Source organism: Corynebacterium uropygiale (assembly GCF_021568315.1).
GTDB classification, from domain to species: Bacteria; Actinomycetota; Actinomycetes; order Mycobacteriales; family Mycobacteriaceae; genus Corynebacterium; species Corynebacterium uropygiale.
Genome location: NZ_JAKGSI010000001.1, coordinates 299,264 through 323,613 on the forward strand (window position 1 = coordinate 299,264; position 24,350 = coordinate 323,613).

General features: G+C 66.9%; 23 protein-coding genes and 4 tRNA genes. 23 read left to right on the forward strand and 4 right to left on the reverse strand.

The window, feature by feature from the left end:
• Positions 1-4 precede the first annotated feature (4 nt).
• Genes L1O03_RS01455 through L1O03_RS01465 form a run of 3 tightly spaced genes read left to right on the forward strand, consistent with a single transcriptional unit; the run spans position 5 to position 2,335 of the window.
• The gene (locus L1O03_RS01455; protein WP_236117640.1) at positions 5-463 is read left to right on the forward strand and encodes a DUF3592 domain-containing protein; all 459 of its coding nucleotides are present in this window, start codon (positions 5-7) and stop codon (positions 461-463) included.
• Positions 464-519: 56 nt separating this feature from the next.
• Positions 520-1,671, forward strand: a complete 1,152-nt coding sequence (locus tag L1O03_RS01460; protein ID WP_236117641.1) for a glycosyltransferase family 4 protein — start codon at positions 520-522, stop codon at positions 1,669-1,671.
• A complete protein-coding gene (locus tag L1O03_RS01465) occupies positions 1,649-2,335 on the forward strand; it encodes a demethylmenaquinone methyltransferase (protein ID WP_236117642.1) in 687 nt (228 codons plus the stop codon). Before L1O03_RS01460 ends, L1O03_RS01465 begins: the two co-directional genes overlap by 23 nt.
• Positions 2,336-2,369: 34 nt before the next feature.
• Here the strand turns inward: L1O03_RS01465 and L1O03_RS01470 are convergent, their stop codons facing one another.
• Positions 2,370-3,674 (reverse strand): geranylgeranyl reductase family protein, encoded by a 1,305-nt coding sequence (locus L1O03_RS01470; protein ID WP_236117643.1) that lies wholly within the window; start codon positions 3,672-3,674, stop codon positions 2,370-2,372.
• A gap of 102 nt (positions 3,675-3,776) precedes the next feature.
• On the opposite strand from L1O03_RS01470, the gene L1O03_RS01475 reads away from it, so the two are divergent.
• The 11 genes from L1O03_RS01475 (at position 3,777) to rplA (ending at position 11,269) form a co-directional block, all read left to right on the forward strand.
• Complete coding sequence (locus L1O03_RS01475) at positions 3,777-4,838, forward strand: polyprenyl synthetase family protein (RefSeq protein ID WP_420830265.1); 1,062 nt, start codon at positions 3,777-3,779, stop codon at positions 4,836-4,838.
• 116 nt (positions 4,839-4,954) lie between these two features.
• A tRNA-Tyr gene (locus L1O03_RS01480) sits at positions 4,955-5,036 on the forward strand.
• Positions 5,037-5,271: 235 nt separating this feature from the next.
• Positions 5,272-5,919 (forward strand): ECF transporter S component, encoded by a 648-nt coding sequence (locus L1O03_RS01485; RefSeq protein ID WP_236117644.1) that lies wholly within the window; start codon positions 5,272-5,274, stop codon positions 5,917-5,919.
• On the forward strand, positions 5,916-8,102 hold the full coding sequence (locus L1O03_RS01490; RefSeq protein WP_236117645.1) for an ATP-binding cassette domain-containing protein: 2,187 nt from the start codon (positions 5,916-5,918) through the stop codon (positions 8,100-8,102). The genes L1O03_RS01485 and L1O03_RS01490 overlap by 4 nt, the downstream gene beginning before the upstream one ends.
• 95 nt (positions 8,103-8,197) lie before the next feature.
• Positions 8,198-8,270: transfer RNA gene (locus L1O03_RS01495), tRNA-Thr, on the forward strand.
• Positions 8,271-8,306: 36 nt separating this feature from the next.
• Positions 8,307-8,383, forward strand: a tRNA-Met gene (locus L1O03_RS01500).
• Between the two features lie 206 nt (positions 8,384-8,589).
• Positions 8,590-8,662 (forward strand) — tRNA-Trp (locus tag L1O03_RS01505).
• A 31-nt stretch (positions 8,663-8,693) separates the two neighbouring features.
• Complete coding sequence (gene secE, locus L1O03_RS01510; protein WP_236117646.1) at positions 8,694-9,020, forward strand: preprotein translocase subunit SecE; 327 nt, start codon at positions 8,694-8,696, stop codon at positions 9,018-9,020.
• 51 nt (positions 9,021-9,071) lie between these two features.
• Positions 9,072-9,839: a transcription termination/antitermination protein NusG gene (gene nusG / locus L1O03_RS01515; protein WP_420830280.1), complete on the forward strand. Its 768-nt coding sequence runs from the start codon at positions 9,072-9,074 to the stop codon at positions 9,837-9,839.
• A gap of 192 nt (positions 9,840-10,031) precedes the next feature.
• Positions 10,032-10,466 carry a 50S ribosomal protein L11 gene (gene rplK / locus L1O03_RS01520; RefSeq protein WP_236117648.1) on the forward strand — a complete coding sequence of 145 codons (435 nt, stop codon included), beginning with the start codon at positions 10,032-10,034 and terminating at the stop codon, positions 10,464-10,466.
• A 92-nt stretch (positions 10,467-10,558) separates the two neighbouring features.
• Positions 10,559-11,269, forward strand: coding sequence for a 50S ribosomal protein L1 (gene rplA / locus L1O03_RS01525; RefSeq protein WP_236117649.1), 711 nt, complete (start codon positions 10,559-10,561; stop codon positions 11,267-11,269).
• Positions 11,270-11,321: 52 nt separating this feature from the next.
• Here the strand turns inward: rplA and L1O03_RS01530 are convergent, their stop codons facing one another.
• Positions 11,322-11,597, reverse strand: coding sequence for a winged helix-turn-helix transcriptional regulator (locus L1O03_RS01530; protein WP_420830266.1), 276 nt, complete (start codon positions 11,595-11,597; stop codon positions 11,322-11,324).
• Between L1O03_RS01530 and L1O03_RS01535 the strand changes: the two genes are divergently transcribed.
• A complete protein-coding gene (locus L1O03_RS01535) occupies positions 11,509-11,820 on the forward strand; it encodes an NAD(P)-dependent oxidoreductase (RefSeq protein ID WP_236118063.1) in 312 nt (103 codons plus the stop codon). The genes L1O03_RS01530 and L1O03_RS01535 overlap by 89 nt on opposite strands.
• A 175-nt stretch (positions 11,821-11,995) precedes the next feature.
• The gene (locus L1O03_RS01540; protein ID WP_236117650.1) at positions 11,996-13,747 is read left to right on the forward strand and encodes an LTA synthase family protein; all 1,752 of its coding nucleotides are present in this window, start codon (positions 11,996-11,998) and stop codon (positions 13,745-13,747) included.
• Here the strand turns inward: L1O03_RS01540 and solA are convergent.
• Both solA and L1O03_RS01550 read right to left on the reverse strand, forming a co-directional pair.
• The gene (solA, locus tag L1O03_RS01545) at positions 13,744-14,916 is read right to left on the reverse strand and encodes an N-methyl-L-tryptophan oxidase (RefSeq protein ID WP_236117651.1); all 1,173 of its coding nucleotides are present in this window, start codon (positions 14,914-14,916) and stop codon (positions 13,744-13,746) included. The two genes, L1O03_RS01540 and solA, sit on opposite strands and share 4 nt — an antisense overlap.
• A 56-nt stretch (positions 14,917-14,972) precedes the next feature.
• Positions 14,973-16,973 carry a PTS sugar transporter subunit IIABC gene (locus L1O03_RS01550; protein WP_236117652.1) on the reverse strand — a complete coding sequence of 667 codons (2,001 nt, stop codon included), beginning with the start codon at positions 16,971-16,973 and terminating at the stop codon, positions 14,973-14,975.
• Between the two features lie 114 nt (positions 16,974-17,087).
• Between L1O03_RS01550 and L1O03_RS01555 the strand changes: the two genes are divergently transcribed.
• The 7 genes from L1O03_RS01555 to pgfA all read left to right on the forward strand — a co-directional run bounded on the left by L1O03_RS01555 (position 17,088) and on the right by pgfA (position 24,188).
• Complete coding sequence (locus tag L1O03_RS01555; RefSeq protein ID WP_236117653.1) at positions 17,088-18,221, forward strand: CE1758 family FMN-dependent luciferase-like monooxygenase; 1,134 nt, start codon at positions 17,088-17,090, stop codon at positions 18,219-18,221.
• Positions 18,222-18,231: 10 nt separating this feature from the next.
• Positions 18,232-18,900, forward strand: coding sequence for a CE1759 family FMN reductase (locus L1O03_RS01560; protein ID WP_236117654.1), 669 nt, complete (start codon positions 18,232-18,234; stop codon positions 18,898-18,900).
• A gap of 296 nt (positions 18,901-19,196) precedes the next feature.
• The gene (rplJ, locus tag L1O03_RS01565) at positions 19,197-19,715 is read left to right on the forward strand and encodes a 50S ribosomal protein L10 (protein WP_236117655.1); all 519 of its coding nucleotides are present in this window, start codon (positions 19,197-19,199) and stop codon (positions 19,713-19,715) included.
• Between the two features lie 116 nt (positions 19,716-19,831).
• Positions 19,832-20,215, forward strand: a complete 384-nt coding sequence (gene rplL / locus L1O03_RS01570) for a 50S ribosomal protein L7/L12 (protein ID WP_236117656.1) — start codon at positions 19,832-19,834, stop codon at positions 20,213-20,215.
• Positions 20,216-20,379: 164 nt separating this feature from the next.
• On the forward strand, positions 20,380-21,675 hold the full coding sequence (locus tag L1O03_RS01575; protein ID WP_236117657.1) for an MFS transporter: 1,296 nt from the start codon (positions 20,380-20,382) through the stop codon (positions 21,673-21,675).
• Between the two features lie 101 nt (positions 21,676-21,776).
• Positions 21,777-23,129 carry an MFS transporter gene (locus L1O03_RS01580; protein WP_236117658.1) on the forward strand — a complete coding sequence of 451 codons (1,353 nt, stop codon included), beginning with the start codon at positions 21,777-21,779 and terminating at the stop codon, positions 23,127-23,129.
• Positions 23,130-23,159: 30 nt separating this feature from the next.
• Positions 23,160-24,188 (forward strand): cell envelope lipid trafficking protein PgfA, encoded by a 1,029-nt coding sequence (pgfA, locus tag L1O03_RS01585; protein ID WP_236117659.1) that lies wholly within the window; start codon positions 23,160-23,162, stop codon positions 24,186-24,188.
• Positions 24,189-24,350 lie beyond the last annotated feature (162 nt).

The following is a 24,350-nucleotide window of genomic DNA, read 5'->3' on the forward strand; positions in this document are numbered from 1 at the left end:
CCCGATGGCCCGCGCGATCCACATCCCCCGCGAGCGCCTCCGGCGGCGGCTCCACCAGCTCATCCTCGTGCTCTTCATCGCCGGGATGCTGGGCTGCGCGGCGGTCGTCGGCGGGGCCTGGTGGAATGACCACCAGATCACGAGCGACCGCGGCCGAGCGCTCGCGACGGTCACCGCCGTCTCCGCCACCCGGACCACCGTGGAGTTCCAGGGCGAGAATGGCGTGTTCTACTCCCCGCGCACCGGGCTGCTCTATCCCACCGAGCTGGGCGAAGGCCAGCGGGTCTGGGTGAACTACCAGCGCGAATCGCCGGAGTTGGTCAAGGTGGAGGGGCGCGCATGGACCCTCTCGATCATCCCGGCGCTGAGCTCCGCCCTGGTGATCCTCCTCGTGGCGCTGGGCTTGTGGTGGCTGGTCGCGCGGGTGACGCGGCCGGTCGTCGGGAATTCACGTGGAGATTAGCTTCCGGCTACCTGGTGGTGTGTGCGCGGTCATAGAAGAAAGGAAGGGTGAGGGCTGTGAGAGTTGCGATCATCACTGAGTCTTTCTTGCCCATCGTCAATGGCGTCGTCAACTCTGTTCTGCGGGTGCTCGAGCACCTCGATCAGCGTGGCCACGAGGCCATGGTCATCGCCCCCGGGGCCCGCGAAAGGGCCGAGGAAATCCCCTCCTACATGGGCTTTAACGTGCAGCGCGTGCCCACCATCCGGGTGCCCATGGTGAACTCCCTCCCCGTGGGGGTGCCGACGGCAGCCGTCTACCACGGGCTGCGCAGCTTCCAGCCGGACGTCATCCACCTCGCCTCGCCCTTCGTGCTCTGCGCCGCGGGGGCGTTCGCCTCCAGCCGGTTGAAGGTCCCGGCGGTGGCGGTGTACCAGACCGACATCGCCGGCTTCGCGCGTCGCTACAAACTCTCCGCACTCTCCACCGCCAGCTGGGACTGGACGCGCGCCCTCCACAATCGCTGCGCCCTCACCCTGGCGCCCAGCACCGTGGCCATCACGGAGCTGCGCAAGCATGGGGTCCAGCGGGTGCGGCGCTGGGGCCGCGGCGTGGATGCGGAGCGTTTCCATCCGCGGCGTCGGGACCCGGAGCTGCGCCGCCAGTGGGATCCGAGTGGGGAGAAGATCATCCTCGGCTATGTGGGGCGGCTGGCCGCGGAGAAGGGCGTGCACCGATTCCAGAAGGTGTCGCAGGATCCGCGGGTGCAGGTGGTGATCGTGGGCGATGGGCCGGAGCGCCGCGCCCTCCAGGAGCTCATGCCGCGGGCGATTTTCTGCGGGGCGAAGGGCGGGCTGGACCTCGCCCGCCACTATGCCTCCTTCGATATCTTCGCCCACCCGGGGGAGTTCGAGACCTTCTGCCAGACCATCCAGGAGGCGCAGGCCAGCGGTATCCCGACCATCGGCCCGCTCGCGGGTGGCCCCATCGACCTCATTCACAACCAGGTCAATGGCACGCTCCTGCCAGTCGCGGAGTTTTCCCGGCTGCTCGGCCCCACGGTGCACCGCCTCATGGAGCCGGATCTCTATCCTTCTCTGTGCCAGGCGGCCCGCGCCCGGGTGGAGTGCACGACGTGGGAGTCACTCGGCGATAAGCTGCTCTCCTACTACGAGGAGGTTCAGGCCCTCGCTAAGATCGGGGACTATGGCCAAGGCAGATCTCGATAAGAATCCCTTCGACGTGGCGTCCATGTTCGACGCCGTCGGGCGCAAGTACGACGTGACGAACACCGTCCTCTCCTTCGGGCAGGACCGTCGCTGGCGCCGCCGTACCCGGGAGGCTCTGCACCTTCGCCCGGGGGAGCGGGTTCTGGATCTGGCGGCCGGGACCGCGGTGTCCACGGAGGAGCTCGCCCACTCGGGCGCATGGTGCGTGGCCTGCGACTTCTCCCGGGGGATGCTCGCTGCCGGCGCGCACCGCGACGTGCCGAAGGTGGCGGGCGACGGCATGGACCTCCCCTTCGCGGACGAGTCCTTCGACGCGGTGACCATTTCCTACGGGCTGCGCAACATCCATGACTTCCGCGCCGGCCTGGAGGAGATGGCCCGGGTGACCAAGCCGGGCGGGCGCCTCTGTGTCAACGAGTTCTCCACCCCCGTGGTCCCCGTCTTTAAGACGGTGTACAAGGAATACCTCATGCGCCTGCTGCCGAAGATCGCGCGGGTGGTCTCCTCCGACCCGGAGAGCTACGAGTACCTCGCGGACTCAATCCGCCAGTGGCCTGACCAGGAGGAACTCGCCGCAGAGATCAATGCCCATGGCTGGAAGAACTGCTCCTACACCAATCTCACCTTCGGGATCGTGGCCCTGCACACGGCGGTGCGGGCCTAGCCCACGAGGGCCAGGAGCCCCGGGCCCCGAGCCTCTAGCCCCAGAGGGGCTGCTCCTCCCGGCCGAGCCGCCGCCGCAGCTCCTCCCAGCCGCGGAGCCCCCGGCCACTGGCCCGCCACAGCCGTGCGACGAGATCCTTGTCCTCCTCGGTGATGAGGTTGCCCATGAGTCGCGCGGCGGCCGGCATGATGGCCGCGCCGATGGGCCCGCGCAGTGCGAGGGGCCCCGTGATCGGCAGGAAGCGGGGGTGGGTGAGCGCCCGCGCGAGGGTCCGGGCCAGCAGGAAGGCCTCGCCGAAGGTCTCGCGCAGGGTGGCGGGCCAGGCCTCGCTGAGGTCGAGGCTCTCCGCCCGCATCCGCCCCGCCGGCGCGCTCTCCGCGAGGAGGGAGAGCGCCAGCTCCGCGCTTTCCATCCCATAATCGATGCCCTCCCCGTTGAGGGGGTTGACCAGCGCCGCGGCATCGCCGAGCAGCATCCAGTTGGGCCCGGCCACCCGGCTCACGGCGCCGCCCATGGGCAGGAGGGCGGAGCTCACATGCTCGGGCGCCCCGAATTCCCACTCGGCCCTCTGCTGGGAGGCATAGAACTCGAGGAGCTTCTTGGTGTTCACCTTGGCCGGTCGCGCAAGCGTGCTCAGCGCCCCGCAGCCGACGTTCGCGTGTCCGTCCTCGCCGCCGAGGGGGAAGATCCACCCGTAGCCCGGCTGGAGCTCCCCGTCCTCGGTGCGCAGCTCAAGGTGGCTGTGGATCCACGGCTCCCCGGCCCGCGGGGTGGCGCAATAGGAGCGCGCCGCGATGCCATAGACCTCCTCGCGGTGCCACGTCCGCCCGAGGGCCTTGCCCACGGTGGAGCGCACTCCATCACAGACAAGTGTCACCGCCGGGCGCACCCGGGTATTCCCGACGCGCACCTCCCGGATCCTTCCCCCGTCGAGTTCAACATCCTGGGCGGGGGCTCCGGGCGCCCACTCGGACCCTCGGGCGTGCGCCTCGCGGAGGAGGGCGTGGTCAAAGTCGCGCCGGGCCATGGCGGAGCCTTCGGAGCCGAAGCGCCCCTCGGGCCAGGAGGCGGTCACCGAGCCGCCGAAGCCGTGGAGCTTGAGGCCCTTGTTCCGGTAGGAGGGGAGGAGGTGGGCGTCGAGACCGAGCTCGCGGAGTTGCCGGAGCGCGCGGGGGGTGAGGCCGTCGCCGCAGGTTTTATCGCGGGGGAAGGTGGCGGAGTCGCAGAGGAGAACGCTGTAGCCCTGCTGAGCGGCGTGGAGAGCGGCCGTGGAGCCGGTCGGGCCGGCGCCGATGACGAGGACGTCGATGTGCTTGAGCTGCTGAGTCACTGCACTCATCATTCCTTGTGGAGGGGCGCGGTGTGTATGTGGCCGCCCAGTGGACTACGGTTAAACACGATATTTACGGTACCGCACACTCTTGTAAGGATTCTCGAGACGATGAACAACGGCCCAACTGGCCCCATCCCCCATCGCCGTCGACAGGTCGACTCTGCCGACCAGCTAGGCGCCATGACGGTGTCCACCGTGGACCTGGGGGATGCGGATCTCAATGCGGCCATCCGCGAGGGGATGGAGCAGGTGGAGCGTACCCTCCGGGAGGAGCTCTCCCGCGGAGAGGATTTCCTCGTGGACAAGGTGCTCCACTTGGTGCAGGCCGGGGGGAAGCGTTTCCGCCCGATGTTTGCGCTCCTGGCGGCCCAGTATGGGCAGCGTCCCCAGGCGCCGGAGGTGGTGCAGGCGGCTGCCGTCGTGGAGATTGTCCACCTGGCTACCCTGTATCACGATGACGTCATGGATGAGGCGGAGCGGCGCCGTGGGGTGGCCTCCGCGAATTCTCGCTGGAACAACTCGGTGGCGATCCTCGCGGGGGACATTCTCCTCGCCCACGCCTCCGGGATCATGGCGCTCCTCGGCACGGAGACGGTCAAGCACTTCTCGGAGACCTTCGCGGAGCTCGTGACCGGCCAGATGCGGGAGACCATCGGCGCGGAGGATCGCGATCCCGTCGAGCACTACCTCACCGTCATCCGCGAGAAGACCGGCGTTCTCATTGCCTCCGCGGGCTATTTGGGTGCGTACCACTCTGGTGCCGACGACGCCACCGTGGCGGCCCTCCAGCGTTTCGGGCAGAACATCGGGATGGTGTTCCAGATCGTGGATGACATCATCGATATCTTCTCCGATCCCGAGGTCTCTGGGAAGACCCCGGGCACGGACCTCCGGGAGGGGGTCTTTACCCTGCCGGTGCTCTATGCCCTCCGCGAAGAGAGCGAGGTCGGGGATCGGCTGCGCGAGCTGCTCGTCGGGCCCATCGAGGATGAGGACACTCTCGCGGAGGTTCTCGACCTCCTGCACCGCAGCAGCGGGCGCCAGCGGGCGCTCGAGGACGTGCACCGCTACCTCGCGGAGGCGGAGAAGCAGCTCGACCAGCTGCCGGACAATGCGGTGACCCGGGCGCTGCGCTCGCTGGGCGAGTACAGCGCGCGCCGCGCCGGCTAGGTGAACGCGCGGGGTGCGGGTGTCTGTGAGCGCGCCATTTCCCGGCGCTGAACTGGCGATTTGCTTTGGTCCCGGGGTGGCGTAGTAAAGTCTCTACCTGCACCGCTTGAGTGCTTGCCAGCTTACCCAAGTGGCCAAAGGGAGCTGACTGTAAATCAGCCGGCATTGCCTTCGGAGGTTCGAATCCTTCAGCTGGCACTCCTCCTTTCGCAGCAACCCCGTCGTGAAGAGTCACGGCGGGGTTGCTGTTTGTGTATCTATGCCCGGCGCGGGGGCGGGGCTGGCCAGCGCACGGGGGCAGGGCAGAGCAGGGTAGGGTGGCCCTCCACCATCTCCGAAAAGTCTAGGCAAAAGATTAGGTTCTTCTTGCCTTTCTGGGGGCGATAATCCTACGATAAAGAATGCCAAAACCTTTAATTTTTCAGGAGTCTCCATGTCTCATGCTGAGCAACCGTCCTCGGCCTCCGATGCCCCCACGGCCCCCAAGGCCCGCGCCCCGAAGGGTGCCCCGCGTTCCTCCTCCCGTTCGCGCCTCGCGGATTCGGTGCTCGGAACCCGGAACCTCATGACTGTGGCCGCGATCGCCGTGGTGGGAGCCATCATCGTCGTTCCGATGACCTGGCTGTCCATGTCCTTCACTCTCGGCACGGGGAACCTGCTCTTCCTCGTCGCTCTCATGGGGATCTGGGTGATCCCCTATGCACTGCCCATTTCGGTGGTGCCGCGCCCGGGCGCCAGCGTGGTGGCGGGCTTCATCATCGGTGTCATCACCATGATCACGACTCCGGTGGGCCCCTCCGGCATCCTCGGCAGTGTCCTGGGTGCCCTCTTCGTGGAGATTGGCTACCTGATCTTCCTCTACCGGCGCATGAATGAGCGGGTCCTCTTCCTCGGCTGCGCCGTCTTCGGCCTCCTCAACGGCCTGTTGTACATCTTCGGCATGTTCACCGGCGTGTCGGGCACGACCAAACTGCTTGCCTGCATCATCTCCATCGCCTCCTCCCTGGTCGGCGGCGTGATCGTCATGTTCATCACCAGGGCGCTGCACCGTGCGGGTGTCGGCATCCCGCCGCGCCGATGAGCACCCCGACCCCGCCGCTCGCCCAGCTCGAGGACCTCAGCGTCCTCTATGATGGCGCCCCGGCGCCGGTCCTCGATGGGCTGAGCCTCGAGCAATTCGATGGCCAGGTGACAGCCGTCGTCGGCCCCTCCGGCTGCGGCAAGAGCACGCTGCTGCACACCGTGTGCGGCATCATCCCGCATTCCATCCCGGCCCGCTATTATGGGTCGGCACGCCTGCTGGGGGAGGAGGTGGCCGACGCCTCCGCCGCGCACATCGCCCAGGCGGTGGCAGTGGTGACCCAGGACCCGGATTCGGCGATCGTCACCACGAGCCTTTACCGCGAGGTCGCCTTCCCTCTCCAAAACCTGCGCGTCCCGGCGGAGGAGATCCCGCCGCGCGTCGAGGAGGCGCTGCGCACCGTCGGCCTGTGGGAGCGGCACGAGGAGGACCCGGCCCGCCTCTCCGGCGGCCAGCGCCAGCGGCTGCAGATTGCCGTGGCCCTTGCGATGCGCCCGCGCCTCCTCGTCCTCGACGAGCCCACCTCCATGATCGACCCCGCCGCCCGCGAGGAGATCGCCGCACTCCTGCGCTCCTCCCTCACGGAGGAACGAGGCGTGCTCCTCATCGAGCATGATCTCCGCCCCGTCTGGGACATCATTGACCGCATCCTCCTTCTCGACGACGCCGGCCGCGTCCTCGCCCTCGGCCCCCGGGAGGAGGTCGTGGCGCAGTTCCCGCAGGTGCGCCCAGCACCCCAGGAGGGAGGGGAAATCTTCCGCCCGCACGGGCAGATCCGCTTCTACCGTCGCGAGGGTGAGGGGCCGCTGACAGCGGTCCCCGCGCTCGAGGACCCGGATCCCATCCTCCGCCTCGAGGAGTTCGGCCTGTCCGGCCGCGGCTGCCCGGTGAGCGCCGCGCTGGGACGGGGCGAACTCGTGGCGCTGGTGGGGCCCAACGGGAGCGGGAAGACCACGCTGCTCGAGGCCATCGCGGGCGTGCAGCCCCGGGCGCGGGGGCGTGCCTTCCACGATGGGAAGGAGCTGCGCCGCGGGAGCATCGGGGCGGGCTTTGTCCACCAGAATCCCTGGCACCAGTTCGTGTCTACGAGCGTCCGGAAGGAGCTCGAGGTCGGCTCTGCGGCGGGGGAGGGCGTCGAGACCCTCCTGGAGGAGATTGGTCTCGCCGCCCACGCGGAGCGCCACCCCATGACGCTGTCAGGCGGGCAGGCGCGGCGGCTCTCGGTGGCCACCATGCACGACTCTCCGCACGAGGTGCTCTGCCTCGACGAACCGACCTACGGCCAGGACCCTGCGAACATCCGACGCCTCGTAGCGCTCATCGAGCAGCTGCGCGCCCGGGGGCACACGGTCATCGTGGCCACCCATGACGTCGACTTCGTCCTCCACCACGCCAGCCGCGTTATCGCGCTGCCGGAGCGGCAGAGAGCGGAGGAAGAGCCCGCGGGGCCCGAGCCGCGGCCCCCACACACGCGCCGCCGCCTCGGCCTCTTCGAGCGCCTCTACCCGCTCACCCTCTTCGCGGGCATCCTCCCGGTCTTCGTGCTCATTTTCTTCTGGCGCCTGCAGACCTTCCACCTCGCGGTGATGGTGGCGTGCTCGGTGGGTTGCGTTGTGAGCCTCGCCCCGTGGCGCCGGATCCTCGGCTGCCTGGCGGCGATCTGGGGGATCTGGGCCATCCTCCTGTTCAGCGCGGGGCATGTCATCGCGGAGTATCAATCGCCCGTCAACAACGCATTGATGGACCCGTACTTAGTCGCGGCGCTCATTGCGCTCGTGCTGGTCTCGGGGATCGGGACGAGCCCCCACCGCATGCTCTCGGCGCTCGTTGATGACCTCCACGTCCCCTATCGCCTGGCCTCGGCGGGCGTGGCGGCGCTCGACTTCATGCCGCGCTTCCGCCGCGAGTTCGCCACCCTCCGGCGTTCCCGACGCCTCCGCGGGATCGGCCTAAGCTGGGGCGTGGCGGCGCCCGTGTACCGCTGGTGCTCCTCCTTCGTCCCGCTGTGCATCATCGCCGTGCGCCACGCGGAGAAGGTGGCCATGAGCATGGACACCCGGGCCTTCGGGGCTTTCCCGACGCGCACATCCATCGACCCCACAGCCTGGCGGTGGTGGGATACGGTGTTGCTCGTTGCGCTGTGGGTAGTTGGTGCCGTGGGGTGGTGGATTTACCTATCCTGACCAGTGGGTTTGTGTTTCTTCCACTCTTCGGGTTAATCTTTGCAAGGCTTCAACGGAAGCGGTTCGGTATTTCCACCAACCTCATCCGAAGCCGTGCCCCCTTAGCTCAGTCGGCAGAGCGTTTCCATGGTAAGGAAAAGGTCAACAGTTCGATTCTGTTAGGGGGCTCTGTTGTTTGTCTCACCTCGGGTGGGCAGGCATCGTGGCGGTGTAGCTCAGTTGGTGAGAGCGCACGACTCATAATCGTGAGGTCGAGAGTTCGAATCTCTCCATCGCTACCACGTGGAAACCGGCGGACAGTGTCCGCCGGTTTTGTTGTGCGCCGGCCCACTCCCGCGCCGGGGGAGCGCAGGGCGCGCCGGGGTGAGGAGCGCGGGGCGGGCGTCGAGAACCATCCGCAGTCCCATATTTTCCCCTCCTGGCCTGCACATTTCCTCTTTCCTTGAGGAGCGTGCTAGGGTGGCGAGTGCTGTTCCTAAGGCAGCGAAGGGGCGTAGCTCAATTGGTAGAGCAACGGTCTCCAAAACCGTAGGTTGCGGGTTCAAGTCCTGTCGCCCCTGCAAAATGTCGCCAGCAGTCCGGAGGAATCACGTGAGTGAGAAGCAGCCCGCTAGCACGGGGAGCGCGCGCCCTACCGGCAAGCGCCAGCTGGCTGGAGTGTCCACCACGTCGGTCTCGGCAACTGCGGCTGCCACGCCCGCTGCGGCGCGGAAGAATCCCGATGAGAAGCCCGGCGGAGGGGTCGCCGCCTTCTTCCCGGAAGTGGTGGCGGAAATGCGCAAGGTCGTGTGGCCCACGGCCAAGCAGATGGTGATCTACACCCTCGTGGTCTTCGCGTTTCTCATCATCATGATTGCGCTGACCTCGGGCGTCGACGCCCTGGCCCGCACCGGAGTTGAGTTCGTCCTCGGCTCTTAGCTACACTTTCTTCTAGTACTTCACATCCCGCCGAGGCCTTGGCCCGGCGGGATTAATCAATGGAGATCAAGGATGAGTGACGAAAATTTGAACTCGACGGAGGCCGTCGAGGAGCAGCCGGTCCAGGAGGCCGACGCCGCCGCCGCGCTCGGCGCGGAACCAGAGGTGGACCCGGACGCGGAGTACCGCGCCCGCCTGCGTCGATTCACCCGGGAACTGAAGAAGAAGCCGGGCTCCTGGTACATCGTGCAGACCTACTCCGGCTATGAGAACAAGGTGAAGACCAACCTGGACATGCGTGCCCAGACCCTCGAGGTGGAGGACTCCATCTACGAGGTGGTCGTTCCCATCGAGCAGGTCATTGAGATCAAGGACGGCAAGCGCAAGCCGGTGAAGCGGAAGCTGCTGCCCGGCTATGTGCTGGTCCGCATGGACATTAATGACCGCTCCTGGTCGGTGGTGCGCGACACCCCGGGTGTGACCTCCTTCGTCGGTAACGAGGGCAACGCCACCCCGGTGAAGCACCGTGACGTCGCCAAGTTCCTCATGCCCTCCCAGACGGACGAGTCCGAGCAGCCCGTCGTCAATGAGGAAGGCGAGCAGGTTGTGGCCATGCCGGAGGAGAAGGCCCAGCCGAAGCAGCAGATCGACTTCGAGGTGGGCGAGGCCGTCACCATCCTCACCGGCGCGCTGGCCTCCGTCTCCGCGACGATTTCCGAGATCGACCCGGAGACCGGCAAGATCCAGGCGCTCGTGAGCATCTTCGGCCGCGAGACCCCCGTCGAGCTCACCGCGGACCAGGTGGAGAAGATCACCTAGGGCCCCTCGGGCAGCTTGGGAGAAACACAGTACCGTGTGGTACTGTGTTTTTTCGTGTGTCTGACCCGGTTGCGGCCGGAAGAGGACACCAGACACTGAACGTCTCCCCGGTGGCCGGGGTAGCTCCGGCATCCGGACGGGCGTGGCAAGCATCGTGGCTGCGCCCGGTATCAAGGGAAATGAGGTAATTCGATGGCCCCCAAGAAGAAGAAGGTTACCGGCTTCATCAAGCTGCAGATCGAGGCTGGCGCTGCCAACCCGGCTCCGCCCGTCGGCCCGGCTCTCGGTGCCCACGGCGTGAACATCATGGACTTCTGTAAGCAGTACAACGCTGCGACGGAGTCCCAGCGCGGCAACGTCGTGCCGGTCGAGATCACCGTCTACGAAGACCGTAGCTTCTCCTTCGTGCTGAAGACGCCGCCCGCCGCCAAGCTGCTGCTCAAGGCCGCTGGCCTGCAGAAGGGCTCCGGCGTTCCGCACACCCAGAAGGTCGGCTCCGTCACCATGGATCAGGTCAAGGAGATCGCCAACACCAAGATGCCGGACCTCAACGCCCGTGACATCGACGCCGCCTGCAAGATCATCGCGGGTACCGCCCGCTCCATGGGCATCACCGTCCAGGAGTAATCGGGGCGTTGCCCCTCGTGGGAGGGCCAGCTTCGGCCCGGACCACACAAGAATCCTTTTCACCACCCTTCGAGAGTGAGGACTCTTCTTTCATGAGCAAGAAATCTAAGGCCTACCGCGCCGCCGCCGAGCGCATCGATGCCGGCCGTCTCTACAGCCCCCTCGAGGCCGTCAAGCTGGCCTCCGAGACCTCGTCCAAGAACTACGACGCCACCATCGACGTCGCCATCCGCCTGGGTGTGGATCCGCGGAAGGCTGACCAGCTGGTCCGCGGCACCGTCTCCCTGCCGAACGGCACGGGTAAGGAAGTCCGCGTCGCCGTGTTCGCCGCTGGCGAGAAGGCCACCGAGGCGGAAGAGGCGGGCGCTGACATCGTCGGCACCGAGGAGCTGATCGAGCAGATCACCGCCGGCACCCTCGACTTCGACGTCGCCATCGCCACCCCGGACCAGATGGCCAAGGTCGGCCGCGTGGCCCGCGTCCTCGGCCCCCGTGGCCTCATGCCGAACCCGAAGACCGGCACCGTGACCACCGACGTCGCCAAGGCGATCAAGGAAGTCAAGGGCGGCAAGATCTCCTTCCGCGTTGACCGCGCTGCCAACCTCCACGCCGGCATCGGCAAGGCCTCCTTCGAGCCGAAGGCCCTCGCGGAGAACTACGGCGCCCTCATCGAGGAGCTCCTCCGCCTCAAGCCGACCTCGTCCAAGGGCATCTACCTGAAGAAGATCACGGTCGCCTCCACGACGGGCCCGGGCATCCCGGTTGACCCCTCCGTGGTGAAGAACTTCGCCGCTGAGGCCTAAGACCCCGCGTCGAAGGCCTCCGGCCCGGGCCACCCGCCCGGACGGTTCTACTTCAGCCCCCGAGCTGCGAGTCCTCTCGCCTCGGGGGCTGTGTGCTGCCCAGCTCCTGATTGGAGCGCCCCCACCGGGCCATCTGATCGATGATGGGGCGCAGGCTCTGCCCCAGCTCCGTGAGCTCATATTCCACGCGCGGGGGCACCTCGGGGTAGTAGTGCCGGGTGAGGAGGCCGTCCTCCTCCATGCTGCGAAGGTTCGACGTGAGGACCTTCGCGCTGATGCTCCCGATGGAGGATTTGAGCCCGCTGAAGCGCCGCGGGCTCGTCCTCATCCGCGAGGCGAAGGACCTGGACTGGACGTACATCAGCCCGGCCGCCGACTTCCAGCCGGATTCCCCCGCCACCGGGCGCTACGTCGTCGCGGGGGAGGAGTTCACGACCAACGAGAAGGGCGAGTCCTTCATCAGCTACGCGGATTATGCGAGCGCCCTCCTCGACGAGCTCGAATCCCACGCCCACCCCATCCAGCGCATCAGCGTGTACACGGCGTCCTAGGGGGCGCCAAGCAGCAGGAAGGCCCGGGCCCCCGCCCGCCGCCCGTGCTGTGAAATCTGTCCTAGCCACCGCGGCGCGATGTCAAAGCTCACATTCGCGCCGCGGTGGTGTACATATATGAGGGGCTCGGACAACCCCGTCGCGAGCCATAGATTCTTGGACAGAAAGTCATCACATGGGTGTTCTTGTTGCTCAGCTCGTGCAGTGGGCGGGGGCAAGTGCGGTCTTCTCGCGGAAGACCACGTGGCCGCGGGCGATCTGCCTGGGCTTGGATGTCGCGATCGTGGCGTTCCTCGTCATGGTGTTTGGGTGGAAACGGCTTCCCTATGGGCTGCCCCAGGACATCGGTTTTTATCTTCTCTTCTTCGGGGTGGCCATTGTGGCGACGGCCCTCCTCCGGGGCCTGCTCGCGCTCCTGCGACGGCGAAAGGGGGAGGAGACGTCGTCGTCGGCACACCCCGCCGCCTCCCGCCGCCGGGGGCTCAGCGTGGTGGCCGCGGTGGCGTGGTCGCTCCTCGGGGCGATTCTGCTGGGTCTTGCCGGCGTGCTCTTCTTCGTGCCGCACTGGTTCCACAGCTTCTTCGGCGATCTGTCCGCCGATCAGCTCATCTTCCTGCTCACCAGCGGCAATGGGGAATCGACGGCGGAAACCGACGCGAGCGTGCGCAACGCGATGATTCTGCCCGTCGTGGCGGTGGTCCTCGTGGGGCTCCAGCTGCCCGTGTGGTTCGTGAGGCGGTGGAAGAGGGTTGCGGCGGTGCTCGTCTCGGCGCTGCTCACCGTCGGCTCGACGTGCTACGCCTTCGCGGTGCTGCCGCTCACGGATCTCTCCACGATGAACAGCTCCTCGGAGTTCCTCGCGGAGAATTACATCAACCCGCGGGACTCGGTGAGCTTCCCAGAGAAGAAGCGCAACCTCCTGCACATCTACCTGGAGTCCGTGGAGAACTCCTACTATGACGCGGCGCACGGCGGCTACGACGAGCGCAACTACATGCCTGACCTGCTCGCCCTCAACGAGAAGGCGGTGCACTTCTCCAACACGGACACCATGGGTGGCCCGCACCAGACTTTCGGCGCCGTGCACTCCGTCGCCGCGATGATCAACATGGAGGCCGGCGTCCCCATGAAGACCTCCGTCACGGGCGGGACCGCGGAGGCCATGTACTACCCGAAGTTCCCGACGCTCGGCGAGATGCTCCACGAGCAGGGCTACCAGACCGAGCTCATGATGGGGGCGGACTCCTCCTGGGGCGGCCTCGGCGACTACTACCGTGAGCACGGCGATTTCCTCGTCTTCGACCACCCCTATGCCATCGAGCACGGCTACCTGGAGCCCGGCTACAAGGAGTGGTGGGGCTACGAGGATGACAAGATCTACGAGTTCGCCAAGAAGGAGCTCACCCGCCTGGCCGCGCAGGAGGACCCCTTCTACTTCATCCTCGAGAACGCGGACACCCACTTCCCCGACGGCTACAAGTCGAAGAACATGAAGGAGGAGCCCTTCGACACCCAGTACGGCAACGTCATCTTCTACTCCCAGCGGGAGGTCACGAAGTTCGTCAAGTGGGTCCAGGAGCAGCCCTGGGGCAAGGACACGACGATCGTCATCGTCGGCGACCACCGCTCCATGGATAAGACCTTCTTCGAGGGCTGGGACCGGGACTATGAGCGCACCATCGTGAACATGATCCTCAACCCCGCCATCGCGGAGCCGCCGCGGGAGCGCATGTACAACCGCGATTACGCCCCCTTCGACCTCTTCCCGACGACCCTTGCCGCCATCGGCGCGACGATGAAAGATGAGCGCGCCGGGTTGGGCACCAACCTCTTCTCGGACAAGAAGACGCTCATCGAGGAGCACGGCCTCAAAGAGGTGGACGGGGCGCTGGCCAAGCGGAGCGAGTTCTACTTCGACTTCCGCTAGCCCTCTCGCTCGCCCCGCGCGGGGCGAGCCTCGCTGAAGCGCCGCGGGTCGAAGAGCTCCACGCCGCAGGTCTCGGCCCCGCTCTCGGCCATCGCGGCGAGGACCTCTCCCACCTTGGGCGTGAACTTGAATCCGTGCCCGGAGAATCCGCAGGCCAGGAGCACGCGCTGGTGGTGGGGGTGGCGGCCGATGACGAAGTGCTCATCGGGGGTGGAGGTGTACATGCAGGCCTTCGCGTCGAGGAGCCTGCCCTCCGCGAGGGCGGGCAGGGTTCCGCGGAGGCGTCGGCGCATCACGGCGACCTCCTCCTTGGAAATGGTGCGGTTGAGGTGATCGGGGTCCGTAGGCGTGGGCTTGCGGAAGAAGGCCACCTTGGCGCCGGCTTCGGTGGCGGGGAATCCGTAGATGAGCTCCCCGGCCTCGGTCTCGTGCACGTAGATGGGGCTTCGGGCGTAGGCCTCCGCGTCCTGCGCCGGCTCGAACCAGTACATCACCTGCCGCTCCACGCTGAGCGGGAGCCCGAGGTCGCCAAGGAGCCGCGGAGCCCAGGCCCCGGGGGTGAGGACGAGGGTCCCGGCTCGGGCACGGCGGCCGTCGGCACACGTCACGATGACGTGCTCCGGGTGGGCGTCGACGTGTGTCACGGCGGTGTGCTCCCAGATGGTGGCTCCGTGCTCGCGGGCGCGGGCGGCCTGGGCGCGGATGGTCTCCTCGGGGACCACCCAGCCGGCGAGGTCCTCGAAGAAGGCGTGCTCCTCCTCGGCGAGGGTGATGTGGGGGTGGCGCTGGCGCATCGCGGTGGGGCTGAGCACCTCGTGGGGGAGGCGGTGCTGGCGCGCGGCGAGCAGGGATCCGCTGAAGGTCCGGGAGGCGCTGGGCCCCATGTAGAGCCCGCCGCAGAGGTGGAGGATGGGCTCGGACCACCAGGAGTCGAGGTCCCTCCAGAGCGCATAGGCGTCTCGCAGCCAGGGCACATAATCGGGGTGCTCAAAATAGGACTGGCGCACGATCCGCGAGCCGCCGTGGCTGGAGCCGCGATCGTGGGCGATGCCGAATTGTTCGATCCCGAGCACGCGGGCGCCGCGGCGGGAGAGGGCGTCGAGGGTGGCGGAGCCCATCGCTCCGAGGCCGAGGACGATGACGTCGGTGGTGATCACAGAAGAATCCATAGCCCCACAATAGTGAACCCCCGCCGGTGCGGGGCGGGGGTTAGTGCAGGTGGGGGCTATTTCTGGACGGCGTCGCGTCGTCCCAAACGGACCTTTTTCACTTCGCGGCCGGCGTCGAAGTCCTGGTCGGTGAAGCCGAAGAACCAGGTGAGCGCGAAGGCCACGATGAGCGCGGCGAGGGAGGCCACCCAGTATCCCCAGAAGCTCGAGTCGATGCCCTCGGGGTTGACGAAGGAGGTGAAGCCGATGATCGAGCCGGTGAAGCCCCACATGTTGACGTCGAAGAGTCCGGTGAGGAGGCCGCCGACGGCACCGCCCACCGAACCCATGACGAAGATGCGGCCGAACTTCAGGTTGATTCCGTACATGGCGGGCTCGGTGACGCCGCAGAAGGCGGAGATCGCGGCGGGGCCGGCCAGAGTCTTGATTCGCTGCACCTTGGATTTCACGAAGACGGCGAGGACGGCGCCGCCCTGGGCGACCATCGTCGCGGAGATGATGGCGTTGAGATAGGAGTGGCCCTGCTGCGCGATGTCCTGCGCCACCAGCGGGATGACGGCCCAGTGGAGGCCGAAGATGACGAGCGCCTGGTAGAAGCCGCCGATGATGAGCCCGGAGATGGTCGGGGAGAGGTCATAGAGCCCCTGGATGAGCGAGGCGATCCCGGTGGACACGAACATGACGATCGGCCCCAAAACGAGGATGACCGCCAGCGAGACCACCACCACCTCGATGAGCGGCAGCAGGATCATCCGCAGCGTCGCCGGGATGACCTTCTTCAGCCACGGCTCAATCACCGAGGCCAGCCACGCCCCCACGATGATCGGGAAGATCGAGTAGGTGTATCCCGCCATGTGATAGGGCAGGCCGAAGAAGTCGGCGTTGAGAGACATGCCGAGCAGCGCGTGCTCCTCCTCCCCCTCGGAGAGGGACACGAGGTCCGGGTAACAGAGCACCCCGCCCACGATGGCGACGACGATCGGATCCGCCCCGAGCCTCCGCGCCGCCGTAAAGCCGACGAAGATCGGCAGGAAGAAGAAGACCGCGTCGCTGATGGCGTTGATGAGGGTGTAGGTGGGGGTCTCGCTGCTGGTAATCCCGAAGTTCACCAGCAGTGCCAGGACGCCCTTGATGATGCCGGAGGCCGCGAGGAGCCCGATGACCGGGATCATCGAGCCGGTGATGACCCCGATGAGCGAGCTGAATCCGTACTTCACCCAGCCGAGCGCCGTCGAGGGGCGCTCGACCTCCTCCGCCGGGGCCTCGGTGGCGTCCCCGGCCCCGCCGAGGCGAGCGACGACCGCATCGTGGACATCCTCCACCTCCGGGCCGATGACCACCTGGTACTGGCCGCCCGCCTTGACCACCTCAATGACCTTGCTATTTGCTCGGACGCGGGCGTCGTCGGCGCGGGCCTCGTCCTTGAGGTAGAAGCGCACCCGGGTGATGCAGTGGGTGACGCTGCGGATGTTCTCCGCCCCGCCGACCCCCTCGATGATGTCCCAGGCCACGGCGTCGTAGCCGCTGAGGCCGGCCGGGGGCTGCGCTGGGGTCTGCGCCGGAGCCTGCGCGGCTTTCGCCTCCTTCGGCGCCGTCGGGAACACCTGCGCGACCTCCGCGCCGGCTTTCGCGGGGCCCTCCGTGATCTCGACCCGCTCCACCTTCTTCTTCGAGTTCGCGATGACCACGACGGAGGTGGTGGACTTCCCGGCGTCGAGGATGGGCCCCGTCGTCATGGTGCCGAGCCGCTGGCCCGCCTCCACGGCGTCCCCCTTCGCGACCTCAAGCTCGAAGGGCTCGCCGCCCAGCTCGACGGTGTCAATCCCGAGGTGAACGATGAATTGGAGGTGATCCTCCGTCACGATGCCCACGGCGTGCCCGGTCTTCGCGACCATGGCCACCTTCCCGGACACCGGGGCCAAGATCTCCCCTCCCGGCGGGTTCTCAATACCGAATCCTTGGCCCATGGTGCCCGCGGAAAAGACCGGGTCGGGCACCTCGGAGAGGGGGATGATGTCCCCCGCGATGGGGGTGTGCACCGGACGTGGGGTGCTCATGACTGCTCCTTTTCACGTGTGCTGGTGGTCATGATCTACAGTAACCACCCATGCGAGGGGCCTCCGCCCGCAATGTAGAGGACATGTCAACAATACGGGGGTTAGGATAGGCGTATGCAATTCGGAATCTTCACGGTGGGGGATGTCACCCGGGATCCCCTCACCGGCCGCACCCCCACAGAGGCCGAGCGGATCGCGGCCACCGTGGCCCTCGCGCGGAAGGCGGAGGAGGTGGGGCTCGACGTCTTCGCCACCGGCGAACACCACAACCCGCCCTTCGCCGCGCCGGGGAATCCGCCCGTGCTGTTGGCCTACCTCGCGGCGCAGACGTCGAGAATTCTTCTCTCCACCTCCACCACCCTCATCACGACCAACGACCCCGTCCGCCTCGCCGAGGACTATGCCTATCTCCAGCACCTCGCCGGCGGGCGCGTGGACCTCATGCTCGGGCGCGGCAACACGGGGCCTGTCTACCCGTGGTTTGGGAAGGACATTCGCAAGGGCATTCCGCTGGCCGTCGAGAACTACCACCTCCTGCGCCGCCTGTGGCGCGAGGAGAATCTCACGTGGGTGGGGGAGTTCCGCTCGGGGCTGCGCAGCTTCACCGCCACGCCCCGCCCGCTCGACGGGGTCCCGCCCTTCGTGTGGCATGGCTCGATCCGCTCCCCGGAGATCGCCGAGCAGGCCGCCTATTATGGCGACGGCTTCTTCCACAACCACATCTTCTGGTCAATCGAGCACACGGAGAAGATGGTCCGCCTCTACCGCCAGCGCTTCGAGCACTATGGGCACGGCGCGGCGGAGGAGGCCATCGTGGGCCTCGGCGGGCAGGTCTTCATCGCGGAGACGGAGGCCAAGGCCAAGGCCGCCTTCCGCCCCTACTTCGACGAGGCCCCGGTCTATGGGCACGGGCCCTCGCTCGAGGAGTTCAGCCGCATGACCCCGCTCACCGTGGGGACGACGGAGCAGGTCATCGAGCGCTACCTCGGCTACGCGGAGCGGGTGGGCGATTATCAGCGGCAGCTCTTCCTCGTCGATCACGCCGGCCTGCCGCTTGACATGGCCCTGGAGCAGGTGGAGATCCTCGGCCGGGAGGTGGTCCCCGTCCTGCGCGAGGAGTATGAGCGACGACGCCCCGCCGGCGTCCCCTCCGATCCGCCGACGCACACCGCACTGCTGGCGGAGGGGGCGGACTCCCCGCATCTGCTCGTCGAACCTGCCGGCCGCGCCCAGCCGGCCGAGGGATAAGGAGGATGCCGTGAAGAAACTCGTCATTGTCCACGCGGGGCTGTCTCGCCCGTCGAGCACGGGGATGCTCGCCGAGGAGATCGCGCACGCCGTGGAAGCCCAGGTGACCAACAGGGGAGAGGGGCTGGAGATCGGCAGCGTGGCCGTCGTGGAACTTGGCCGCGAGCTGGCCACCCTCATGTCCACGGGCGTCTACGGGGAGGCGCTGCGCGCCGCGATCGACGAGGTCTGCCGCGCCGATGCGCTCGTCCTGGCCACGCCCGTCTTCAACGCGAGCTACTCCGGGCTCTTCAAGATGTTTATCGACGCCCTCGACAAGGACGGGCTCACCCGGGTGCCCGTGGTCATCGCGGCGACGGCCGGCACCCCGCGGCACGCCCTGGTCCTCGAGCACGCGATGCGCCCGCTGCTCAGCTACCTTCGGGCGATCGTCATGCCCACGGCGGTGTTTGCCGCGACGGAGGACTTCGGCGCCCGCGAGGACCTCCGCCGCCGCGTCCACCGCGCCGCCCAGGAGCTCGCTGGCTACCTCGTGGACGTGCGGCAGGCGGTGGCCGGCTTCGTCCCCGAGGAGGAGGACGTGGCCCCGCGCAAGGCGAATCGCGTGACGGACGTCGACGCCGGAATCACCGACTTCCGTGAGCTCCTCCGTGGCCACGACGGGAACGGCCGGCCCTGAACTTGCGCGGGCTCGCCGCTGCGGCTATAGTGTCATCCGAAGTTTGAACGGCTCCTCGGAGCCGAGCTCAAGTTTCACCGAAGACCGTCGGTCAATCCCACGTCACTGGGGTTCGAAGGAACTGTGAAGGCAGTTCGGCCCACGCAGGAGACACTGTAGAGCCACCACACCGAAGTGTGATGCGCCCTGTGCTCTTGCACGGGGCTTTTTCTCTGGGCGCGGCAGCCTCTGCCGCCGGCTGGGGGAAGGGTCCCGGCGGATCAAGAACACAATGGAAAGAGGAAGGAGGCGAAGTAATGGCAAACCCGAAGAACGAAGCGGCTCTCGCCGAGCTGAAGAACCGTTTCGCTGAGGCGGACAGCATCCTGCTGACCGAGTACCGCGGGCTGACCGTGGGTCAGACCTATGAGCTGCGTACTGCTCTCGGTGCTGATGTCCAGTACTCCGTCGCCAAGAACACCCTGATCAAGCTGGCGGCTCATGACGCCGGCATTGAGGGCATCGACGACCTCTTGACCGGTCCGACCGCTATCGCTTTCGTCAAGGGCGAGGCGGTGGACGCTGCCAAGGCGATGAAGAAGTTCGCTGATGACAATCAGGCGTTCATCGTCAAGGGCGGCTACATGGATGGCAGCGCTCTCAGCGCTGACCAGGTCAAGGCTCTCGCCGATCTCGATAACCGCGAGACCACGCTGGCAAAGCTGGCTGGTGCCATGAAGGGCAGTCTGGCAAAGGCCGCAGGCCTGTTCAACGCTCCCGCTTCTCAGGTCGCACGTCTTGCTGCGGCTCTCGAAGAGAAGAAGCAGGACGCTTAAAGACGTCAGTCTTCGCAGACACATCATCATACTTCCCGAGTTGCCACTTCAGCTCCGCGCCGCAGATCGCGGCCTAGTCGCTGAGGCAGCAGGCTCGACACAGAAAGGACACTATTATGGCTAAGCTCAGCAAGGACGAGCTCATCGAGGCCTTCAAGGAAATGACCCTCATCGAGCTCTCTGAGTTCGTCAAGGAATTCGAAGAGGTCTTCGACGTCACCGCCGCCGCCCCGGTTGCCGCCGTGGCCGCCGCCCCGGGCGCCGAGGCTGCCCCGGCTGAGGAGCAGACCGAGTTCGACGTCGTCCTCGAGGACGCTGGCGCCAAGAAGATCGGCGTCATCAAGGCCGTCCGCGAGATCGTCTCCGGCCTGGGCCTGAAGGAAGCCAAGGAGCTCGTTGAGTCCGCTCCGAAGGCCATCCTCGAGGGCGCTTCCAAGGAAGACGCCGATGCCGCCAAGGCCAAGCTGGAGGACGCCGGCGCCAAGGTTACCCTCAAGTAATCTCCGCCGCTCCCCGCGAGCTTTCCACCCCCTGTCCCGTTCTGGGCCAGGGGGTGTTCTTTATCTGTCATCCGTGCGCTGGCCGTCGGTTCCCGTTGCCCCCCCCCTGACGGAGATGTACTCTAGATCACATTCCCTTGCGGCATTGAGCTGAGGAGACGGCTATGAACCGACGCCACCCCGACCCACTAAAGTCCCTCGACTTCCGCCGCCTCGTCGGCGCGCGGGTCTCCAACGAGTTCTCCCAATCCATGATGGGCCTCTCCATCACCGTGCTCCTCGTGGCGTGGACCGGGGAGGCGACGCTCGCGGGCGTGTGCCTGGGCGTCTACACGGCGTGTCTCATCCTCTGCCAGGTGGTCTCCGGGACCATCGTGGACCGCGTGCGGGCGGACCGCGCCCTCCGCTGGTCCGCCGCGACGCAGGCCGTCGGCTGGGGTGTGGTGCTCATCGGTGCCCTGGGGCACGAGAACCGAGCCTTCTGCACGGGGATGATCATCCTGGGGGCCATCATCGGCGGCACGGCCTCGGGGCTCGATGGCCCCGCGGAGTTTGCGCTCACCCGGCAGCTGGTCCCCAAGGAGGACTTCCAGAAGGCCTCGGCAGTGGCCCAGGGGCGGGAATCTGTCGCCACCACCAGCGGCGATCCCATCGCCGGCGTCCTCTCCTCCATCACGACGACCCTCCCGCTCATCATCCAGATCGTCTTCAGCACGCTCGCCGCGCTCCTCGTCCCGACGCCCACCCGCCGCACCCCGCCCGAGTCGCCCTCGGAGAGCCCTGGCGGTGCTTTCGCCTCCTTCGTTGAGGATGTCAAGGAGGGCTATCGCTTCGTCTTCCGGGATAGTGGCCTGCGCGCCTTGGCACTCATCGCGGGGATCTCGAACTTCGCGATGGCCCTCCTGCCCTTGACCCTGCTCATGCACTTCACCGCCGCGGGCGAGGCCCCGTGGAAGCTGGGTATCCTCTCGGCGATGATGGGGCTGGTCATGATTGCGGGGGCGTGGTTCGCCGGGAAGTTCGCCGACCGCTTCTCCTTCTTCCTCGCAGGCATACTCGCGCTGGGTGGGGAACTCATTGGTGCCCTCCTCTTCATGGGCACGCTCCACTCCCTGGTGCTCACGTGCCTGGTGTTCGTCGTCGAGTGCTTCTTCCTCCCGCTCTTCAACTCGGGCTTCGGCGCGTACATGGCCTTTGCCTGCACGGATGAGAACGAGGGGCGCGTCTCCGCCGCCACCGGGGCCCTGGGGATGGTGCTCATGCCGCTAGGATCCATCGCGAGCGGCCTCCTCCTTGACCGCTTCGGCGCCCTGCCCGGGCTGTGGATCTGCGCCATCATTTTTGCGGTGTGCCTGTGCCTCATGGTGGGCTCGACGTCCTTCCGGCGGATGCCCCGCTATGCGGAGATGGCAGCCCAGGAGAAGGAAGGGCAGGAGGAGAACGCGCCGGATGCGGTCTGAGGCGGTCTAGGGGCGCTACCCCCGAATTTCTATAGCGTGTTTCATTTCACGTGGTGGGTGGTTTAGGATGGCGACACGTCCCCAAAACCAGGAGCTTTGCTATGACTCACCCGGTGGAATCGGCACCGCCCACCCGCGAGGTTGACCCGAGGGAGGTCCGGAGGATCGCCTTCTCGGCCTTCATCGGCACGGCCCTCGAGTGGTATGACTTCTTCCTCTTCGGCACGGCCTCGGCGCTCGTGTTTCAGCACGTGTACTTCTCAGGCTCGAGCCCCATCGTCGCGACGATGGCCTCCTTCGCCACCTTCGGGGTGGGATTCCTCGCCCGGCCGCTGGGCGGGGTGCTCTTCGGCGCCATGGGCGATCGATGGGGGAGGAAGCCCACGCTCATCGTGTCGATCGTCGCGATCGGCCTGGCTACCGGGCTCGTCGGCTGCCTGCCGACCAGCGCGAGTATCGGCCTCGCCGCCCCCATCCTCCTCACCTGCCTGCGGCTCTTGCAAGGGGTGGCCGTCGGCGGCGAATGGGGCGGGGCCACCACCCTGGCCCTCGAGCACGCGCCGCCGGAGAAGCGCGGGCGCTATGCCGCGCTGGTGCAGATTGGCTCTCCGGCCGGCACGCTCCTTTCTAGCGGGGCCTTCGCCCTCGTCTTCCTCCTCCCCGACGCGAGTGTTGACTCCTGGGGCTGGCGCCTGCCCTTCCTCGCGGCCTTCCCCTTCCTGGGGATCGCGCTGTGGATCCGGCTGCAGGTGGAGGAGTCCCCCGTCTTCCAGCAGGCGGAGCGGGAAGCCGAGGGCGGGGGAGAGGGCGAGGCAGCCCGGGGCTCCTTCGTGGATCTCTTCCGCCACCACGGGGTGAAGGTGCTGTGGGCCTCGTGCGCCTCCCTCGTGGGGATCGGCGGGTTCTTCGTCATGAGCACCTACGCGCTGAGCTATGGGACCTCGGTCCTGGGGATCGAGCGCCAGTCCATGGTCAACGCGACGGTCATCGCCGCGGTGGGGCAGATCCTCATCAACGTCGGCTTCGGCCGGCTGGCGGAGAAGATCGGGGCGCACCGCGTCGTGATCGGCGGGGGACTGGCCAGCGCGATCCTCGCCTGGCCGCTGTGGATCCTCATGGACACCGCCAACATTGTGGCCATCACCGTGGCGATCGTGCTGGGGCTTGCCGTCGTGACCATTTCCTATTCCGTGGTGGGCGTCCTCATTACGCACATGTTCCCCTCGCGGGTGCGCTACATGGGGATGGCGATCAGCGTGAACATCGCGGGGGCGATCTCCGGGCTGCTGCCTTTCATCGCGACGTGGCTCAACAGCTTCTATGAGGAGCAGTCCTCGACGCCGGCGATCCTCATCCTCGTGGTGATTTCGCTGGTCACGGTGCTGGGTGGCTACTTCGGAAGCCGGCACCACACGGAGGATGAGGTGCTCGTCACGGAGAAGCCTGCCGCCTAGCGCACCCCGCCGGTTCTATAGACTGGCAGCATGCTTCCACGGTCTCGGATTATTAGCGTTGTGCTCATTGGGCTCGGGGCGGCACTCATCGCTGCGAGCGCCCTTGCGCCGCTGTTCATGCACACCGACGGGCGGGTGGCCGTCGATGGCGAGGAGACCACGCTGAGCCTGCGCGATCCGCACGCCACGCTGCGATCCATCGCCCACCCGGAGGAGGGGGCCACCAAGACCCGCGTCCTGCGCCAGCTGCACACCACCGTGGAGGAGCCCTCCGATGCCGACGGCGCCCAGCTGCGCGTGGGCGTGTCGGTGACCCGCGAGGGGGAACACTCCGAGGATCCGCAGGACCTCGGCGGGCTGCACACCGCGCAGGTGTGGAGCTTCGGAATTGATCGGAGGGACGGCCGCGTGGCGGGGGACATGCGCGTGATCGAGCAGATCGCCAGCCCCACCCGGACCATCCCCGGCGAGGGCTGGTGGTTCGCCTTCCCGCCGAACCCCGAGGAGCGCACCTACGACCTGTTCGACGACACCCTCCGGGGCTTCTACCCGGCGGACTTCGTCGAGAACACCACGCTGGAGGGGCGCGATGTCAAGCACTATCGCCAGCACATTGAGCCCCAGAATGTTGCCCGGCACTACGCGGGGCCTCTCAACACGACGCGGCTGCCCGACGGCAGCGAGGGCTACCTCTACCACTCGGCGCGCCGGGACCTGTGGGTGGATGAGGACTCGGGCGTGCTCCTCCGGCTCTCCGAGGGGATCGATGACTACTATGGCCGGGCCGATGGCTCCCGCGCTGAGGACGTCTTCACCTTCCAGGGTGAGATGAGCGAGGGGGACATCCAGGCCCGGGTGGATGAGGCCACGCGCCTCGGCGGGCGAAGTGTGGCGGATATTATTCTTCTGGTCTGTGTCATTCTCGGCGCTATCCTGCTTCTCGCGGGTATGGTGGGGGCACTGTGGCCCGGTCGGGGTCCTCGCCGCCGGCGGCGCGCGGAGGATGCCGGCTCGGAGGACGGGCACGCGGCGGCTGCCGACGGCACCCCCGTCGCGTAAGCCCTTTACAAAGCGGAGAATCTGGTATAGGGTAGTTCGATGCGCTGGACTTCTCCGCCGGTGCGCAGCAAGCCTTGTTCGATCAGCTTCTGAAAAAGCTGACTTGACAAGGTCATTTCGTGCTATCTGGGGGAGAGAGTCCACAGCAGACCGAATGCTCAA